Origin of the sequence: Methylobacterium sp. Leaf85 (assembly GCF_001422125.1) — a bacterium.
Lineage (GTDB): Bacteria > Pseudomonadota > Alphaproteobacteria > Rhizobiales > Beijerinckiaceae > Methylobacterium > Methylobacterium bullatum.
The window spans coordinates 123,586-138,734 of sequence record NZ_LMME01000033.1; the positions used below are offsets into that span (position 1 = coordinate 123,586).

A 15,149-nucleotide genomic window follows, 5' to 3' on the forward strand; every position below is an offset into this window, starting at 1 on the left:
TCCCGATTACGGTCGGTTCTTGCTCCGAGCAGGACAGCGCGGCGGGAGTTTTGTGAGAGACACTAAGCAGGTTCGCTTTGGCAAGCCGACGCTTCACCCTGCTTAGCTCTCTGATGGGTCGCAGGTTTTTATCGCAGAACCGGCGGCCACTTCTGCGAAACCTGCTTAGTGTCCCGGCCGTTCTCGTAGGAACCCCTGCCCGCCCATGCCATCACCACGCACCGCCGCGAAGCACGCCGAACTCGGCCCCGATTTCTACGACGTCGTCGCCGCCGCCGACTTCCCGAAGACGATCCTTCGCTACCGGAACCGGCCCTGGTCGGCGCGGGTGGGGCTCGACGACCTTTCCGACGAATCGTGGGTGGCGCATTTCGGCCGGTTCCAGCCCCTCGCCGGCAGCCTGCCCCAGCCTTTGGCGCTGCGCTATCACGGCCACCAGTTCCGCTCTTACAACGCCGATCTCGGCGATGGGCGCGGCTTCCTGTTCGCCCAGCTTCACGACCTCGCTGACGGTCGCCTCCTCGATCTCGCCACCAAGGGCAGCGGCACCACGCCGTGGTCGCGCACGGCCGATGGCCGCCTCACCCTGAAGGGAGGCATGCGCGAGATCCTCGCCACCTCCATGCTCGAGGCCCTGGGCGTCGACACCTCGAAAACCTTCAGCCTCATCGAGACCGGCGAGGAACTGGAGCGGGGCGACGAGCCCTCCCCCACCCGGTCCAGCGTTCTGGTGCGCCTCAGCCATTCCCATATCCGCATCGGCAGCTTCCAGCGCCTGCTGGCGCTGGACGAGCCGCACAACATCGAGAAGCTCCTCGATCATGCGGTGCGGACCTATCTGCCGGAGGCCTGGCGCGACGAGACCGCGCCCCGTGCCGTCGCCTTCCTGGAGGAGGTCTGCCGCCGGGTCGCCCGCACGGGGGCCCAGTGGATGGCGGCGGGCTTCGTCCACGGGGTGCTCAACACCGACAACATCAACATCACGGGCGAAAGCTTCGATTACGGTCCGTGGCGCTTCACGCCGACCAGCGACCCGGGCTTCACCGCCGCCTATTTCGACGTCCATGGCCTCTACAGTTTCGGCCGCCAGCCCGAGGCCCTGTTCTGGAATCTCAGCCGGCTCGCCGAATGCCTGATGCCGCTCGCCGACCGCGACGCCCTCGAAGGCGCCCTCAAAGTCTTCGGATCGAGCCTTCAGGATGCCTTCGCCGAGGCTCTCCTCGCTCGGCTGGGCTTGGCAAAGCCGGCGGACGAGGCGGATTTGCACCGGTTCGTCGCCGCCTTCTGGGGCTTCCTGGCGAAGAGCCGGGCGCCGTTCGAGCAGACCTTCTTCGACTGGTACGGTGGTCTCCTCAGCGCCGACCGTGCGGCGGCGAGCCCTTCCTCCGCCTTCTACGAGCGCGAGGATTTCGCCGCCGTCAGAACCAGCCTCGCATCCTTGTCCCCGGTGGAGACCCTCCGCCTCGACCACCCGTATTTCGCCGGGACCACGCCCTGCACGATGCTGATCGAGGAGGTCGAGAGCCTGTGGGACCCCATCGCCGAGCGGGACGATTGGTCGGCACTCCATGCCAAGCTCGAGGCGATCGCCCAGATGGCGGAGGCCTACGGCACTGCGCCGTCAGCGATCGCCTGAGACGGCGCCCTGTTTCGGACACAAGGCTGCGTTGTTCTGGGGAACGGCGGCGGGCGACGTCCGCCTGGACGGCACGATGACGGACATTCGGATCACGGCAGGCACCTTCGGCGAGGGCGTGGCCACCTACGAGAACGGCGTGTTCCGTTTTCCCAACGGCGAGGCCCGCGGCGTGGAGGATCTCACCGATCTCGGGCTCGCGCCCGAGTCGACGCCGGAGGCGCATTGGAGCGGTGACATCGTGCGCGGTCTCCAGGGCGCGCTGGCCACCTCGACAAAGGCCTTACCGTCGCCCTTCGGCTTTGCTGCGTCCTTCGTGGGACTCGGGCTCGACGTGCTCGAATCCTCGGCCAATACCGCCGCGACCCTGCCGATCACGTTCAGCGACGGCGCCAGCGCGACGATGGCCGCCGACGGCGCCGTGGCGGCTCTGATCCGGCGCGACCGCGAGGTGGTCCGCCTCGCGCTCGAGCGGGTGGCCCCCGCCCCGGCGGTCCAACCGGCACCGGCACCGGAGCCGATCGTCTCGACACCGAATCCGAACGATCCGACCCTGACCTCGATGTTCCAGTACGAGAAGCGCAAGGGACGCCTGCGCCGCGTCGTCAACGAGACGACGCCTCAGGAGACGTGAGCGGACGCCACGGATCTCCCGCGCCCTGAAGGTGCACGTCTCCCGCGCGGGGGCGGGGGAATGACGTGCCTCAACCGTCGATGACGCTCACATGCGCGGCCACGACCTTCCAGCCATCGGGAAAACGGATCCAGGTCTGGCTCTGCCGGCCGACCTTGCCGGGCGATCCGTCGCGGCGGAAGAGGGTCATCGCCACGGCCGTATCCCGCCCGTAAGCCGTGATCACCGTATCGGACAGGGTCCGCCCCAGCCCGGCCGGTGAGCGGGCGCGGCGGAAGGCACGGATCGCGTCCATGCCGTAGAGGTTCTCAGCCCCGCCGTAGCGGATGGTGCGGGGATCGTCGTGGAACAGGGCTTCCAGCGTCGCCACGTCGTTGCCGGTGAGCGCCGCCTCATAGGCCGCGAAGGCGGCCTCGACCTCGGCGATCACGTCTGGCGCATCGATCTCCATCGGCTCGCTCACAGGATCGCATGCGGCGCGGAGACGACGCCGTTCCTCTCTAGGTGGCGCGCGACCCGCAGCGCCAGATCCTCGCGCCACGGGGCGGCGATGACCTGGACGCCGAGGGGCAGGCCGTCGTCGAGCCGTACCGGCACCGCCACCACGGGCAGGCCGATGAACGAGATCGGCTGGGTGAAGACGCCGATATTCGCCCGCACCGGCAGGGTCACCCCGTCGAGCTCGAAGGTGACCTGGCCCGATTTCGGAGCCCGGCACGGGGTCGAGGGGGCCAGGATGATGTCGACCTCGCGGAACAGGTCGAGCATCGCCGCCCGGTACCAGCGGCGGAAGCGCTGCGCGCGCTCCACGAAGGGGGCGGGAATCATCGCCCCCGCGATCAGCCGGTCGCGCACGGCGGGGTCGAAATCGGCGGCGCGGGTCCGCAGCCGGTCGAGATGGAGTGCGGCGCCCTCGGCGGCGGTGATGAGGTATGCGGCGGCCCGCGCCCGCGCGGCTTCTGGGATCTCCACCCGGCGCTTGGAGCCGAGGGATGCGGCGAGGGTTTCCACCGCCATGAAGGCCTCGTTGTCACCGCCACGCGCGAAGTATCCGCCCGCCATGGCGATCCGCAGGTCGCCGATGCCGTCATCGAGGCTCGGCATGGCGGGATCGGGGGCACGGGTGGTCGCCACCGGGTCGTCCGGATCGGGGCCCTGCATGGCATCGTAGGACAAGGCGAGGTCGGTGACGCTGCGCGCCATCGGCCCGAGATGATCGAGGCTGCCGACGAAGGGGAAGCTCCCCGCCCGCGTCAGCCTTCCATAGGTGGGCTTGAGGCCGAAGCAGCCGCAGAAGGCGGACGGGACGCGGATCGAGCCGTTGGTGTCCGAGCCGAGGGCCAGGGGGACGAGGCCCGCGCCGATGGCGCCCCCCGAGCCCCCGGACGAGCCGCCCGACATGCGCCCGAGGTCGTGCGGATTGCGGGTCGCGCCGTCATGGACGTTCTCCCCGGTGAAATCATAGGCATACTCGCCCATGTTGAGGCCGCCCACGAGGATGGCCCCGGCGGCTTCGAGCCGTCGCACCAGGGCGCCGTCCCGTTCGGCAGGGGCGAGATCGCGGTTGATCTTCGAGCCCGCCCGCGTCGGCAGGTCCGCGATGTCGATGAGGTTCTTCACCGCGAAGGGCACGCCCGCCAGCGGCCCCAACGCCTCCCCACGGGCTCGCGCCGCATCGACGGCATCGGCTCTCGTCAGAGCGCGTTCGGGCAGCACGTCGGTGAAGGCATTGACCGCCGTGTCCACCCGCGCGATGCGCGCCAGCACGGCCTCGACCACCAGGCGGGCGCTGATCGCCCCATCCCTGACGGACCCGGCGATGTCGGCCGCGTGCATCGTGCTCGGATCGGTCATACCGCCGCTCACGCCGCGAAGACCGGAGCCGGCTCCGCCTCGTCTGGCAGGCGAAACCCCGCGACGAGGCCGGCGGCGCCCTGAAGCACGGTGAGGTTCGCGCCCACCGCCGCGACCCAAGCGGGATCGAGGGGAATGCCGAGGAGGGCGGAGGCGGCGTCGATATAGGCATCGAGCCCACCCGATGCGGGCTCGGTCTTCGGCATCTCGGCCATGGCTTCCTCCTCAAACCCCGATCCGGCGGAACCGTCGCATCCCGGGGAGCAAGGGTCGGGCCGGACTATGTGACGATCTCACGGAAGCCCCCTGTGCGTCATGGCCGTCTTTAGGCGGTTGAGCGTCTTTCCCCATCCGCCGTCCTGAGATCGTGAGAGCGGGCGAAACGGGTCAGTCGGACCCGACGGCATCCGATCCTCACCATCGTTCCGGATGACGTCGAACTCTGCCCTTGCCTTATATGCAAAACGCATCTAACGAAGATGCAGAACGCATATAAGGCTCGCCCCGTGACCGAAACCGAATTCCTGGCCGAGTACGATCCCACCGCCTACGAGCGCCCTGCCCTCGCCGTCGATCTCGTCCTGCTGGGCCTGCGCGAGGGCCGCCCGGCGGCGCTGCTGCTGAAACGCGAACAGCATCCGCATGCCGGTCGCTGGGCGCTGCCCGGCGGTTTCGTGGGGATCGACCAGACCCTCGATGCGGCCGCTCTCCATGTCCTGCATGAGAAGGCGGGGATAACCGGGGCGCATCTGGAGCAGCTCTACACGTTCGGCGCGCTCGCCCGCGATCCGCGCATGCGGATCGTCAGCGTGGCCTATCTCGCCCTCCTGCCGGAGGCGGCCCTCGCCGAGGCTTTGGAGCGCGCACCCTCCCTCGTGGCGGCCGGGATCGAGGTGCCCTGGTCGGGCGAGGCGGGCGGAGACGTGGTGGCACTGTCGCCCAAGGGTGAGGTTCTGCCCCTCGCCTTCGACCATGCCGACATCCTGGCGATGGCCATGCTGCGTCTGCGCGGAAAGCTCGATTATTCGGATGTGGGCTTTGCCCTCCTGCCCGAGCATTTCACCCTGCGACAGCTGCAGGACGTGCACGAGGCGGTTCTCGGCACCACGCTCAACAAGCCGGCCTTCCGACGCCGGATGCTCGACCGGGGCTGGCTGGCGCCGACCGGATCGCGCGAGGCCGGAACGTCGTTCCGCCCCGCCGAACTCTACCGATTTCAACCGTCCCGCTGACCCGACAGGAGGTTTCCATGGCATCGATCCGCAACATCGGTCTGGTCGCGCAATTGCGGAGCGAGGCGAGCAGCCACGTCATCCGCTATCGCCGGGGCCGCATCCGCCAGAGCGGCCGGGGCCTCGTCTTCTGGTTCCGCCCGGAGACATCGAGCATCGCCGAGATGCCGATGGACGACCGCGAGATGACGCTGTTCGTCCGTGGCCGCAGCCAGGATTTCCAGGCCGTCGCCGTGCAGGGGACGATCGGCTGGCACGTGATCGATCCGGAACGTCTGGCCAGCCGCATCGATTTCTCCATCGACCTTCGCACCGGTAAGCTCCAGGGCGAGCCGATCGAGAAGATCGAGGCGCGCATGGCCGGCATCGCCAGTCAGGCGGTGCTGCAATATCTCGGCGGCAAGCCGGTGCGCACCATCCTCGATGCCGGCCCCGAGCCCCTGCGCGGGGGGCTGGAGGCCGTCTTGGCGGCGGACCAGTCCCTGGCCGAGATCGGCGTCGCCGCCGTGTCGGTGCGGCTCACCAACCTCGCACCCACGAGCGAACTCGAACGCGCCTTGCAGACCCCGACCTTCGAGGCGCTGCAGCAGAAGGCCGACGAGGCGACTTTCTCCCGCCGTGCCCTCGCCGTGGAGAAGGAGCGTGCCATCGCAGAGAACGAGCTCGCCACGCGCACGGAACTGGCGCGCCGGGAGAAACTCCTCATCGCCGAGGAGGCGGAGAACGCGCGAAACCGCGCCGCCGGTCTGGCCGAGGCGCAGGGCGTCGAGGCGACGGCGGAAGCGGAGCGCATCCGCCTCGTCGAGGGAGCCAAGGTCCAGGCCGAGGCACAGCGCGTCGCGATCTACCGCGACCTGCCGCCCGCGATCCTGCTCGGCCTCGCCGCGCAGGAACTGGCGGGCAAGCTCGACACGATCGAGCATGTCAGCGTGACGCCCGATCTCCTCGCCGCCGTGATGGGCGAGTTCCACAAGGCCCGTCCGATGGTGGGGGCGCGCTAAGCAGGTTCGCGTCGGCAAGCCAACGCTTCACCTCGCTTAGATCTTTGAAATGTCGCAGGTTTTAAGACACAAAACCGGTGACCACTTTTGTGAAACCTGCTCAGCATGGCCGCCCTCACCCACCGCGCCGTCTTCGTCATCCGCGAGACCGATTACGAGGCCCTGATCGCCCGGCACGCCACGAGCGGGCAGGCGCGCTTCTTCCTCGAGAGCCGCGGCCAGAAACTCGAGGATGTGGTCGAGCGGCACGAACGGTTCCACGCCGTGCTCTCCCGGGCACGGGCCTCGGTCCCGGGGGAGTGGCGCCAGGCCCTGGTGCGGCGCGCCGACCTCGACCGCTTCCTGTTCGCCGCTGACGACGTCGTCGTCGCCGTGGGCCAGGACGGGCTCGTGGCCAATGTCGCGAAGTATCTCGGCGCGCAGCCGGTGATCGGCGTCAACCCGGCGCCCGACCTCTACGACGGGATCCTCGTCCGGGTCGCCGTCGAGCGGCTCGGGCAGGTGCTCACCGCGAGCGTCAACGGCGCGGCGCAGGTGGAGCGGCGCACCATGGTCAAGGCCGTGCTCGACCATGGCGAGACGCTGTTCGCACTGAACGAGATCTTCGTCGGGCACCGCAGCCACCAATCCGCGCGCTACCGGGTCGAAGCGGCGGGCGAGGCGGAGGATCAATCCTCCAGCGGGCTCATCGTCGCGTCCGGTACGGGGGTGACCGGCTGGGCGCGGTCCATCGCCGAGGCGACGCATCTCGCCCTCCCCCTCGGCACGGAGGAGGCGGCGGTGGGCTACTGGGTGCGCGAGCCGTTCCCGAGCGTCGCCAGCGGCACGCGGCTGCGCGCGGGCAAGCTGACCGATGCCGGGCTTCTCGTGACCTCGCGCATGAACGATGGCGGCGTCGTCTTCGCCGACGGCATCGAGCAGGATTTCCTGGCCTTCGAATGGGGCCGCCAGGTCAGGCTCTCGCCGGCGGATCGCACGCTCAATCTCGCTATTGGCTAAGTGTCGCCGGGATGTTTCGAGGGATCGAGAGCGCGCAAAGAAAAACCCGCCAAGTCATGGACTTAGCGGGTCGAATTCTTGGTAGCGAGGGAGAGATTTGAACTCCCGACACAAGGATTATGATTCCTCGTAACGGAGCATTTTCGGGTCCATTCGGGCGGATCGGCACGGGCATGAAACCGGTGGAGCCCAGGCTTTTAGCATGTCCGATCAAGGCTTTGGCAACGGGTTGGCGATAGGGATGGCGGAGAACCCGGGCGGCGATCCGCCCGAAAACCTCCGCCCGAGATCCGCCCGAGTACGCCGCATGCCCGTGAAGCTCACCGAAGCCCTCGTCAAGCAAGGCGTCGCCGACGCCGTCCCCAAGGGGAAGGCGTACGACCTCATCGACGCCGGCTGCCCCGGGCTCCTCATGCGCGTCGGGCCGAGGGGCGTCCGCTTCGCCTTCAAGTTCGAGACCGGCCACAAGACCCACAGGTTGACGCTCGGCTCGACGGATCTGCTGCGGCTCGTGGAGGCGCGCGCGATCGCCACGGAGGCGCGGCGCCGTCTTGTCGACGGGCTCGGGCTCCCGGACGAGAAGTGGCTCGGGGACAAGCTGCGGCAGATGCGCAAGCTCCCTCCCAAGCCGGAGAAGGGCCCAAGGGACCCGGCCCTGGTCGAGGCGTTCCTGGATTCCTGGGGCCCGCACAAGTGGACGTGGGAGGAGGCCCGCACGGCATTCCTCACCGAAGTCGCGCGCACCCGGCGGGCGGCCACGCACACGGACTATCGCAAGCTGCTCCACTCGCCCGAGCTCGCGGTGTTCGCCGACCGGAAGGTGAAGCGCATCACGATCGAGGACCTCGCCACGATCGTGCATGCGATCCATGCCTCGGGCCGGGAGCGCCACGCCGAGCACCTCGCATCCGTCCTGCGGCCGATGTGGAGCTACCTCGCCCGGCACGAACACCGCAAGGTCAGCGGCGTCGAGGCCGGGATCCCGGGCCTGCGCGCGCCCGAGCGGACGCCGGGCGACAAGCCCCGCGCGAACGGCAAGGTGCCGGGCGGATACACGGCCAAGCCCGCCGAGATCGGGCGCGTCCTCGCGATCGCCCGGGCCGGCGTCCTGGAGCCGACCGTCGCCACGTCCTTGCAGCTCCTCGTCCTGACGGGCCAGCGTCGCCGTCCCATCGTCGAGTCCCTCGTCGAGGACTTCGTCCCGTGGGCCGAGGTGCCGGGCTGGGGCGTCTGGTCGATGGGGCCGGCGCACAGGAAGACCGCGGCCAAGAGGGGCGACAAGCACAGGCATGCCCTGCCCTTGCCGCCTGCCCTGTGGGACCTCGTCCAGCAGCAGATGGCGCGGGCGCGGGATGCCGGCAGCGAGTACCTGTTCCCCCAGATCCGGGCCGCGCGGAAGGATGCCGCCTCCGACGGGCACCTATCCGACGCCGCGATCAATCACAGGCTGCTCGACATGGGGGTCGTTGCCTCCCCGCACGACCTTCGCCGCGGCATGACGACGGTCTGCCAGTCCGTGTTCCGGATCCCGAGGGACACGGTCAAAATGGTCGTCGACCACAACGAGGGCATCCGCAGCGACGACGTGTTGGAGCGCCACTACACCGAGGACGATCGCCTGGACCTCAAGCAAACCCTGATGGCTCGCTGGCACGCGTGGTCGGACGAGCAGGCCGCGATCGCGGCGGCCGCCCTTCCCTCGGCCGTCGAGCTCGGGGCCGAGCTGGCGCGCCGGCGCAGGGAGCGCGAACTCGCCGGCAAGGGGAAGCGCGCGAAGGCGACGGCCGACGTCGAGGAGGACGCCAAACCGGTCGACCTCGCCGCGTAAGGATCTTCCCGATCGGGCATCCCGATTTGAAACACCGAAATAGTCACGCCATTTTAATGGGTTACGAGATGACCCAAATCGGGATACCCGATCGGGAAGATCGCCCTCAGCCGTCCGGCTCGTCGACGCGGGCCCAGCACCTCGCCGCCTCGTCCCAGTGGAAGGGGCGAGCGTCGCCGCCGGTGGTTTTCCAGTGGTACCCATGGGCGCCCGGTTCGCCGGAGATCTCCAGGCGTCCGATCCCGCCGTCCCAGAGGACGATCTCGACAAGCCTCCGCTTAGACCTGTTCACGCGGCCGACGCTGAGGACCTCCGTGACGTAGGTCGGCACACCTTTGGGCAGGATGGCCTGGATCGCGGCCTCGACATACGCGACGTCTGCGGGGGACGGCTACGCCTTAGCCGGCGGCGGGGTCACCGCCTCGTCGAATCGGACCCACGCGCCGTCAGCGTAGTGGAACGCGCGCTGGTCGCCCTCGGCCTCCCACTCGCGCACGGTGGGCTCGGGCCCGCAGACGACGTTGAGGATGATGGTGCCACCGTCGAACAGGCGCACGCGCGAGACGAGGTCCTCGCCATCCCGGCGGGCCGAAAGGATCTCATCGGCGAACGTCGGCACGTCGGCCGGGATGCTCGCGGCGATCGCGGCCTCGACGATCGCGATGTCCCGGGGGCGCCGGCGCCCGACACCGGCGTCGTCGATGAGGGCCGTCAGGAGAGCGCTCGGCAGCGGGGGCGAGGCGGGCGGCGCTTCCGGATCTCCGTCCATATCGAAGAGGGGCAGCTGGATGGGGCCCGGCAGGACGGGTTTCGGGGGGGCCGGGCGCGGCCAGGGCCCCAGGGGGACGTGGAATTCCTGCGCGCGCCAGGCGTCGAGGAAGGCGGCGTGGGCGGGTTCCATTGTCACTCTCCTCCCCTGCAGGCGCAGTTGATGCAGACGGTCGGCATCTCCGGATGGCGCGTCAGCACGATGGCTTCGTGGTCGTCGCAGACCTCGACGCACCATGCGCAGACGAAGCCGTACTCCTGCTCGTAGTCGTCCCTCTCGCGGGGCTCGAACCAGTCCCAATCGCGCGCCATGGTCATTCCCCCTTCAGACGGTTGGCCAGAGCCCTGGCGGTTTCGCTCTGCTCGTCCAGGATCTGGATGAGGGCGTCCCCGACCCACACGGGGATCTCGCGTTCGCCGGTCGCCCACCGGGCGGGCAGTCGGGGATCGAGCGAAGGGCGGGCCCCTTCCGGATGGAGGGGACCGAGCAGGGCGGCGAGCGGCCGGCGCCACTCGGGCCCGAGGAGGAATGTCCCCACCTCGGCGAGGGTCTCGGGCGTGATGCGGCGGGTCACGCGGGTTCTCCGATGAAGGCGCGGAAGTCGGCCATGGCGGCGGCGCGTCCGGCCTCACGGCCGGCCGAGAAGGCGTCGGCGTAGATCCGGAGCGCGGTCTCGATACCCCGCCGCTCAGTCCCGAGGGGGACGTGGAAGAGCATCTCGTCGCCCTGCAGGACCGCGATCCCTTCGAGGCACGGCCTCAGGCCGTAGCCCATCTGGAGATGGCCGATGGCATCGATCTCCAGCAGGACGTCGTAGTGGCGCAACGCCTGCAGGTGCATGAAGCGCGCCCGCCACTGCGAGGCGAGCGATGCCTTCGACGGCGACGCCGTGTACGCAACATTGGCCGAGTTGAGGTGCGCCGATGCGGCGTGGACCGTGACGAGCGCCTGAGCGAGATCTCCGGGCGCGTCCTCGCGCAGAAGCCCGTCGAGGAGGCGCGATACACTGTCACCCTGAGCGACGGTGGCGGCGTCGAAGCTCGACTGAGTGGGAGCGGCCCGGGTTGGACTGCGCCTGTCGCGGGCTTGCTGCTGCTGGCATGGCTGGGTGGTCATAGCCGGCGCGGCGGCGAGGCACTCGGCCACCGCATCAATCGTGCGGCGCGCCGTCACCGGGCTGCGGTTGGGGGTGATGAACGGACGGGCTCCGGGGCTGCTCCAGCTGTAGTGATCGTTGGCCAGCACGTACCGGGTGCGGACGACATCGCCATCGGTCGTGACGCGGTACTCGTCGCGACCATGGTCCGGGAACTCCGGGCAGGGGCCGACGCTGACGGCGACGATGCCGTGCGTGGTGACGGTCCGCACGAGCCTCATGGCGACGCGGGGGGCGGCGCAGGCCTGCTGGATCTGGGTCGGCTGGGAAACCACGGCAGCGGTCTGCTCAGCGGGCTCATCCGCCTCATCGCAGGAGCAGGCATCCATGACGTAGCTGGCGAGGCGCCGGCGCACCGTGGCGAAGTCGGCCTGGTAGATGGCGAACCCGCCCTCGGAGACCTCCCACCGCGCGCCGATGCGGGCGATGCCCATGGCGTTGCTGCCGAGCACAGCATCGACCGCGCGCATGAGGAGGGTGACGTTCGGGGCGCGCTTGATGCGCGAGACGGCGGAGAGGATTTCGGATTTCGTCATGGCGTGGTTTCCCATCGTGCGAGGAGAGGTCAGTGCCTGCTCCAGGTCCCCATTATGGGGACTTGGTTAACCATCTGTCAAGACATCACAGCAGCCTCAGGGCATCGGCGTCCTCGGCGGGTATCGGCCGCGCTCGCCGGCGTGGAGACCAGTGCGTGCCGACCAGGAGGTTGGCGAGATACCCAAATGCGCGGGCCTCGTTCGCGCCACGGACAGCGATGACGCGATCGGCCGTCACGATGACGGAGCGGTCCCCGTGCTCCAAAGGAATGTGCTCCGGCACGGCCGACACCAGGCGGCCGTACATCGTGTGCGACCGCAACATGAGGACGATTGCGCAGGGTTCGGGCCCGCCATCTTGCCGGAGTACGATCTCGAACGGCGGGTTCACGCTGGGCCGCCGGACGAGCCACCCCTCTCGGAACGCCCCGACCACCTCGGCGCGCCCGTCCCGAGTGAGGGGCGCGGTCTGCCAGAGTAAGCTCTCCTGCAGGGTCAGTACGTCCGTGAACCGGCGGCTCTCGACGGTGAGGCCGGGGTCCGCCGTGAGCTGAGTTTCCGGGTGTATCGGGAGAAGGAGGGGCCTCATCGGGCGTTCGCGGTAGGGCATCGGATCACTCCTGCGACGGGGTGGCTGCGAGGTCAGGGGGCATGGGTTCGGCAGGCCTCGTGACGTTAGGCACGCGCCACACCGGGGCCGCGCTCGGGACGGCCGCGTGGTACGCCGCCAGCTGCGCGGCGGCCCGGGCCTTGCGGCTGCCCGGGCCGGTAGGCCGCGGCGCCCGGTCCATAGGAGCGAACACCGGCAGGGGCGCCGGCGGAGGTGCGGGCGTCATCCGCCGCAGGATCTCCAGCGCGGCCGCGCCCGCCGACTGGACGCCGCCGTGCGCACGGCAGAACTCGCGGATGGTCTCGGCGGGCATCCCCCGGTGGAGGACCGTCGCCTCGCCGGCGCGGCCGTAGCCGATGCCGTAGGCAGCGAGGCCCTGCGGTAGGGCGGGGTCACCGACGCGCGTTGCGACGATGGGCGCGCCGTCGCCCTCGTAGACGGCGAAGGCGGTGCCGTCCCGCAGCGTCACGATCTCGGAATCGAGGTAGGGCATCAAAATCCGCCCCTCTGGAGCAGCCTGAGCCGGAGCTTCTCGCGGCGCTTCTCCAGGGCATAACGCCTGGACTGCTCGGCCGGTGGGAGGCCACGCACCCGGATAGCCCGGAGAGGCTGGTCTTCGATGACGAAGATCGGATCGCGCGAGAGGAGCCGCCACTGCGGCTCGCCGTCATCGCCGACGACCTGCTCTACCTGCCTGACCTTCATGGCGTGGTGAACCAGGCAGCCGGCGTGCCGCCACCCCTGCGCAGTCTGGTGCGGGGCCTCATGGCCCACCGGCACGAACCTATGCCCGGCCCACACGCGCAGGACGATCCATTCCCGCCCGAGGGTGTCTCCACCGAAGCAGGCTGCGACCTTCGTGCAGACGTGCCCGAGCCACGTTTGATGAGAGGTGCCGTCGCTATCGCTCGTGCCCTGCTCCAGGCCGAGATCGAATGCCTCTGGGTGCAGGATCGGGCGATCGGGACTCAGGACGTCGGGAATGTCAGGCGGCCCAGAGAGGGCGAAGAATGCACGGACGTCGACCATGGGCTGTCTCCTAGAAGGGGATTTCGTCGGGGCCGTACGTCACGGCGGCGCAGTGCGGGTCCTCGCCCCGGGGCATCGCGGCCCGGCAGGCATCGGGCATCGCCTCGCAGTGGCGGGCGTAGAAGAAGTCGCGGTGGTCCTCGTCGAGGCCGACGTGAACGAGGTACCGCTCGCCCGGCTGCACGCCGCGGCCGATGGGGCAGCGCTCGCAGGGGCCCGGCCTGCGGGCGGTGTGCCGCCTCATGACGCCCCGGTCCGCGAACGTCGGCGCGGGATCCGGCCCCCGTCCTCGCCGAGGGCGTGCTGATAGTCCTGCGCGAGGCTCGACCAGCTCGTCATGCCGCCCTCCTCATCGGGATGTACGGCACGCCGCGCGACCGGGCGGCGACGGTGCCGATGCAGCGGTGCCCCGGGCAGTAGGGCGAGCCGAGATCGGTGGGGTGCCCGCAAGCCGGCGCGTCCCGGCGCGGGTCCCCGGCGATCCAGCGGCACATGCCGTCCCTGACATCGAGGATCGCGACCCGCCGGCTCTCCGGCAGGGCGACGTCGGAGGCCTTCGGGCGGGGGGTGAAACGCGGGGCCGGCGGGGGCGGCGGCGCGGCCTTAACCACGACGGCCTTCGGGGCCTTCCGCGGGCCCTCGTGGGGATTACGTGCAAGGCGGGTCCTGCCGGTGCCGGGGCCCAGGAAGCTGCAGCCCTCGCGGCGCATCCTGCCGATGAACGAGGAAGCGGAACGGTGGACGCCGTCGGCGGCGAGGGCGGCCGAGATGACGCCGGCCGACGCGCCGGCGAGCCAAGCGGCTTTGACGCGCTCGACGAGGTCGGGCGACCAGTTGTGGGGATGGAGGGGCATGGGGGGGCGGGGCACCGGGGAGGCTCCTTGTGAACGCAGATCAATATGCATTAGCTGCACCTTTATGTCAATATCGCCATTGAAAATGACTATGCTGCGTATTAGTCTGCGTTAGCTATTTTATCCTGTGGACACGCCCATGCCCTGGTTGACTGCTCCCCCGTTGGATTTCGAAGACCTGCCCTGGCGCCTGGTCGGCGAGCGCCAGCGCTACGGGAACGCCCGCCTACTCCACGTCCTCGACGCCATCCCGCAGACGTTCCAGGACGCCTATCGCGGGGCGCGCGCCGAGATGATCGGCGCCGGCTACAGCTGGACGGACAAGGCGAACGCCCGCTCGCCGGACGGCACGCTCCTGCCGTGCTGGTGGACGAGCGAGGCCGAGGTCGACGTGCCCGCGCTCAGGGCCGCCGTCGACGCGGCGTTGGCCAAGGCGGGCGCCCGGCGCGGGGCGGCCGACCGGCGGGCCGAACAGCGGGCCGAGGCCGACGAGGTTCTGACGGCACCGATTCGCCAGCGTTTGCAGGACCTCGTGGCGAAGCGGCTGTGGTCTCTGGGGAAGGAGCTGGCATCCGCGCGTGAGCTGATGACGGCGACGTCCTGGACAGCGTACGGCGGGCGGATTGCCGAGCGGTGGCTGGAGGCCGCTGAGGCCAACAGGGTGCGTGCAGAGGCGCGCCTCGCCCGCCCGGCCATGCCGCACTGGCTCGCCCGCGCCCAGGACCCGGCCGTCCGGGCCGCCGTCCACGAGGGCCTGAAGTACCTGGCCGAGCTCGACGAGGACTGGGCGTCCGAGGAGAACGGGCGCGGCTATTCGCAGGCGACCTCCTGGACCGGGCACGCCTTGGCCGAGCGCGACGGCCTCAGCGAGCTGGAGGCCGCGCACGGCCTCCAGCTGCTGCACGGGCATCGGCGGCAGCTGCCGCCCTACCTCGCCTACCGCGCCCTCGGCATCGCGTCGGCGACGAGCCGGGAGGCCCCGGCTGGTGGGTTGCTGCCCGCGGCGTGAAG

20 protein-coding genes are annotated in these 15,149 nt (G+C 69.8%); 7 read left to right on the forward strand and 13 right to left on the reverse strand.

Features of this window, described 5'->3' with window-relative positions:
- Positions 1-205 precede the first annotated feature (205 nt).
- On the forward strand, positions 206-1,636 hold the full coding sequence (locus tag ASF08_RS20225; protein ID WP_056149059.1) for a protein adenylyltransferase SelO: 1,431 nt from the start codon (positions 206-208) through the stop codon (positions 1,634-1,636).
- A gap of 76 nt (positions 1,637-1,712) precedes the next feature.
- The gene (locus ASF08_RS20230; protein ID WP_056149235.1) at positions 1,713-2,270 is read left to right on the forward strand and encodes a hypothetical protein; all 558 of its coding nucleotides are present in this window, start codon (positions 1,713-1,715) and stop codon (positions 2,268-2,270) included.
- Positions 2,271-2,340: 70 nt separating this feature from the next.
- Here ASF08_RS20230 and hpxZ read toward each other — a convergent pair whose 3' ends face one another.
- Genes hpxZ through ASF08_RS20245 form a run of 3 tightly spaced genes read right to left on the reverse strand, consistent with a single transcriptional unit; the run spans position 2,341 to position 4,339 of the window.
- Positions 2,341-2,721: an oxalurate catabolism protein HpxZ gene (gene hpxZ / locus ASF08_RS20235; protein ID WP_056149061.1), complete on the reverse strand. Its 381-nt coding sequence runs from the start codon at positions 2,719-2,721 to the stop codon at positions 2,341-2,343.
- Between the two features lie 8 nt (positions 2,722-2,729).
- A complete protein-coding gene (locus tag ASF08_RS20240; RefSeq protein WP_056149063.1) occupies positions 2,730-4,124 on the reverse strand; it encodes an AtzE family amidohydrolase in 1,395 nt (464 codons plus the stop codon).
- An 8-nt stretch (positions 4,125-4,132) separates the two neighbouring features.
- The gene (locus ASF08_RS20245; RefSeq protein WP_082473291.1) at positions 4,133-4,339 is read right to left on the reverse strand and encodes a DUF4089 domain-containing protein; all 207 of its coding nucleotides are present in this window, start codon (positions 4,337-4,339) and stop codon (positions 4,133-4,135) included.
- 291 nt (positions 4,340-4,630) lie between these two features.
- On the opposite strand from ASF08_RS20245, the gene ASF08_RS20250 reads away from it, so the two are divergent.
- From ASF08_RS20250 to ASF08_RS20265, 4 genes are all read left to right on the forward strand, one after another.
- Positions 4,631-5,356: an NUDIX hydrolase gene (locus ASF08_RS20250; protein ID WP_056149238.1), complete on the forward strand. Its 726-nt coding sequence runs from the start codon at positions 4,631-4,633 to the stop codon at positions 5,354-5,356.
- Between the two features lie 17 nt (positions 5,357-5,373).
- Positions 5,374-6,357, forward strand: coding sequence for an SPFH domain-containing protein (locus ASF08_RS20255; RefSeq protein ID WP_056149065.1), 984 nt, complete (start codon positions 5,374-5,376; stop codon positions 6,355-6,357).
- A 105-nt stretch (positions 6,358-6,462) separates the two neighbouring features.
- Complete coding sequence (locus ASF08_RS20260; RefSeq protein WP_056149066.1) at positions 6,463-7,356, forward strand: NAD(+)/NADH kinase; 894 nt, start codon at positions 6,463-6,465, stop codon at positions 7,354-7,356.
- Positions 7,357-7,663: 307 nt separating this feature from the next.
- Positions 7,664-9,184, forward strand: a complete 1,521-nt coding sequence (locus ASF08_RS20265) for a tyrosine-type recombinase/integrase (protein ID WP_055958871.1) — start codon at positions 7,664-7,666, stop codon at positions 9,182-9,184.
- A 106-nt stretch (positions 9,185-9,290) separates the two neighbouring features.
- Here the strand turns inward: ASF08_RS20265 and ASF08_RS20270 are convergent, their stop codons facing one another.
- From ASF08_RS20270 to ASF08_RS20315, 10 genes are all read right to left on the reverse strand, one after another.
- Positions 9,291-9,476, reverse strand: coding sequence for a hypothetical protein (locus tag ASF08_RS20270; protein ID WP_156375890.1), 186 nt, complete (start codon positions 9,474-9,476; stop codon positions 9,291-9,293).
- Between the two features lie 99 nt (positions 9,477-9,575).
- Complete coding sequence (locus ASF08_RS20275; protein WP_055958875.1) at positions 9,576-10,085, reverse strand: hypothetical protein; 510 nt, start codon at positions 10,083-10,085, stop codon at positions 9,576-9,578.
- A gap of 2 nt (positions 10,086-10,087) precedes the next feature.
- Complete coding sequence (locus ASF08_RS20280; RefSeq protein WP_056149068.1) at positions 10,088-10,270, reverse strand: hypothetical protein; 183 nt, start codon at positions 10,268-10,270, stop codon at positions 10,088-10,090.
- Complete coding sequence (locus ASF08_RS20285) at positions 10,267-10,527, reverse strand: hypothetical protein (RefSeq protein ID WP_055958882.1); 261 nt, start codon at positions 10,525-10,527, stop codon at positions 10,267-10,269. Before ASF08_RS20285 ends, ASF08_RS20280 begins: the two co-directional genes overlap by 4 nt.
- Entirely contained in the window at positions 10,524-11,645 is a 1,122-nt protein-coding gene (locus ASF08_RS20290; RefSeq protein WP_055958885.1) for a hypothetical protein, read from the reverse strand. Before ASF08_RS20290 ends, ASF08_RS20285 begins: the two co-directional genes overlap by 4 nt.
- 85 nt (positions 11,646-11,730) lie before the next feature.
- Complete coding sequence (locus ASF08_RS20295; RefSeq protein ID WP_055958888.1) at positions 11,731-12,255, reverse strand: hypothetical protein; 525 nt, start codon at positions 12,253-12,255, stop codon at positions 11,731-11,733.
- 4 nt (positions 12,256-12,259) lie between these two features.
- The gene (locus ASF08_RS20300; protein ID WP_055958892.1) at positions 12,260-12,748 is read right to left on the reverse strand and encodes a hypothetical protein; all 489 of its coding nucleotides are present in this window, start codon (positions 12,746-12,748) and stop codon (positions 12,260-12,262) included.
- The gene (locus ASF08_RS20305; protein WP_055958895.1) at positions 12,748-13,284 is read right to left on the reverse strand and encodes a hypothetical protein; all 537 of its coding nucleotides are present in this window, start codon (positions 13,282-13,284) and stop codon (positions 12,748-12,750) included. The genes ASF08_RS20300 and ASF08_RS20305 overlap by 1 nt, the downstream gene beginning before the upstream one ends.
- Positions 13,285-13,294: 10 nt before the next feature.
- Positions 13,295-13,528, reverse strand: coding sequence for a hypothetical protein (locus tag ASF08_RS20310; protein ID WP_243214750.1), 234 nt, complete (start codon positions 13,526-13,528; stop codon positions 13,295-13,297).
- 91 nt (positions 13,529-13,619) lie between these two features.
- Complete coding sequence (locus ASF08_RS20315) at positions 13,620-14,153, reverse strand: GcrA family cell cycle regulator (protein WP_162238977.1); 534 nt, start codon at positions 14,151-14,153, stop codon at positions 13,620-13,622.
- A gap of 124 nt (positions 14,154-14,277) precedes the next feature.
- On the opposite strand from ASF08_RS20315, the gene ASF08_RS20320 reads away from it, so the two are divergent.
- Entirely contained in the window at positions 14,278-15,147 is an 870-nt protein-coding gene (locus ASF08_RS20320) for a hypothetical protein (protein WP_055958901.1), read from the forward strand.
- Positions 15,148-15,149: the final 2 nt, after the last annotated feature.

Coding starts and splice junctions, on each gene's coding strand:
- ASF08_RS20225 (WP_056149059.1), top strand. CDS start 206: ATGCCATCACCACGCACCGCCGCGAAGCACGCCGAACTCGGCCCCGAT.
- ASF08_RS20230 (WP_056149235.1), top strand. CDS start 1,713: ATGACGGACATTCGGATCACGGCAGGCACCTTCGGCGAGGGCGTGGCC.
- hpxZ (WP_056149061.1), bottom strand. CDS start 2,721: ATGGAGATCGATGCGCCAGACGTGATCGCCGAGGTCGAGGCCGCCTTC.
- ASF08_RS20240 (WP_056149063.1), bottom strand. CDS start 4,124: ATGACCGATCCGAGCACGATGCACGCGGCCGACATCGCCGGGTCCGTC.
- ASF08_RS20245 (WP_082473291.1), bottom strand. CDS start 4,339: ATGGCCGAGATGCCGAAGACCGAGCCCGCATCGGGTGGGCTCGATGCC.
- ASF08_RS20255 (WP_056149065.1), top strand. CDS start 5,374: ATGGCATCGATCCGCAACATCGGTCTGGTCGCGCAATTGCGGAGCGAG.
- ASF08_RS20260 (WP_056149066.1), top strand. CDS start 6,463: ATGGCCGCCCTCACCCACCGCGCCGTCTTCGTCATCCGCGAGACCGAT.
- ASF08_RS20265 (WP_055958871.1), top strand. CDS start 7,664: ATGCCCGTGAAGCTCACCGAAGCCCTCGTCAAGCAAGGCGTCGCCGAC.
- ASF08_RS20275 (WP_055958875.1), bottom strand. CDS start 10,085: ATGGAACCCGCCCACGCCGCCTTCCTCGACGCCTGGCGCGCGCAGGAA.
- ASF08_RS20280 (WP_056149068.1), bottom strand. CDS start 10,270: ATGACCATGGCGCGCGATTGGGACTGGTTCGAGCCCCGCGAGAGGGAC.
- ASF08_RS20290 (WP_055958885.1), bottom strand. CDS start 11,645: ATGACGAAATCCGAAATCCTCTCCGCCGTCTCGCGCATCAAGCGCGCC.
- ASF08_RS20295 (WP_055958888.1), bottom strand. CDS start 12,255: ATGCCCTACCGCGAACGCCCGATGAGGCCCCTCCTTCTCCCGATACAC.
- ASF08_RS20300 (WP_055958892.1), bottom strand. CDS start 12,748: ATGCCCTACCTCGATTCCGAGATCGTGACGCTGCGGGACGGCACCGCC.
- ASF08_RS20305 (WP_055958895.1), bottom strand. CDS start 13,284: ATGGTCGACGTCCGTGCATTCTTCGCCCTCTCTGGGCCGCCTGACATT.
- ASF08_RS20310 (WP_243214750.1), bottom strand. CDS start 13,528: ATGAGGCGGCACACCGCCCGCAGGCCGGGCCCCTGCGAGCGCTGCCCC.
- ASF08_RS20320 (WP_055958901.1), top strand. CDS start 14,278: ATGCCCTGGTTGACTGCTCCCCCGTTGGATTTCGAAGACCTGCCCTGG.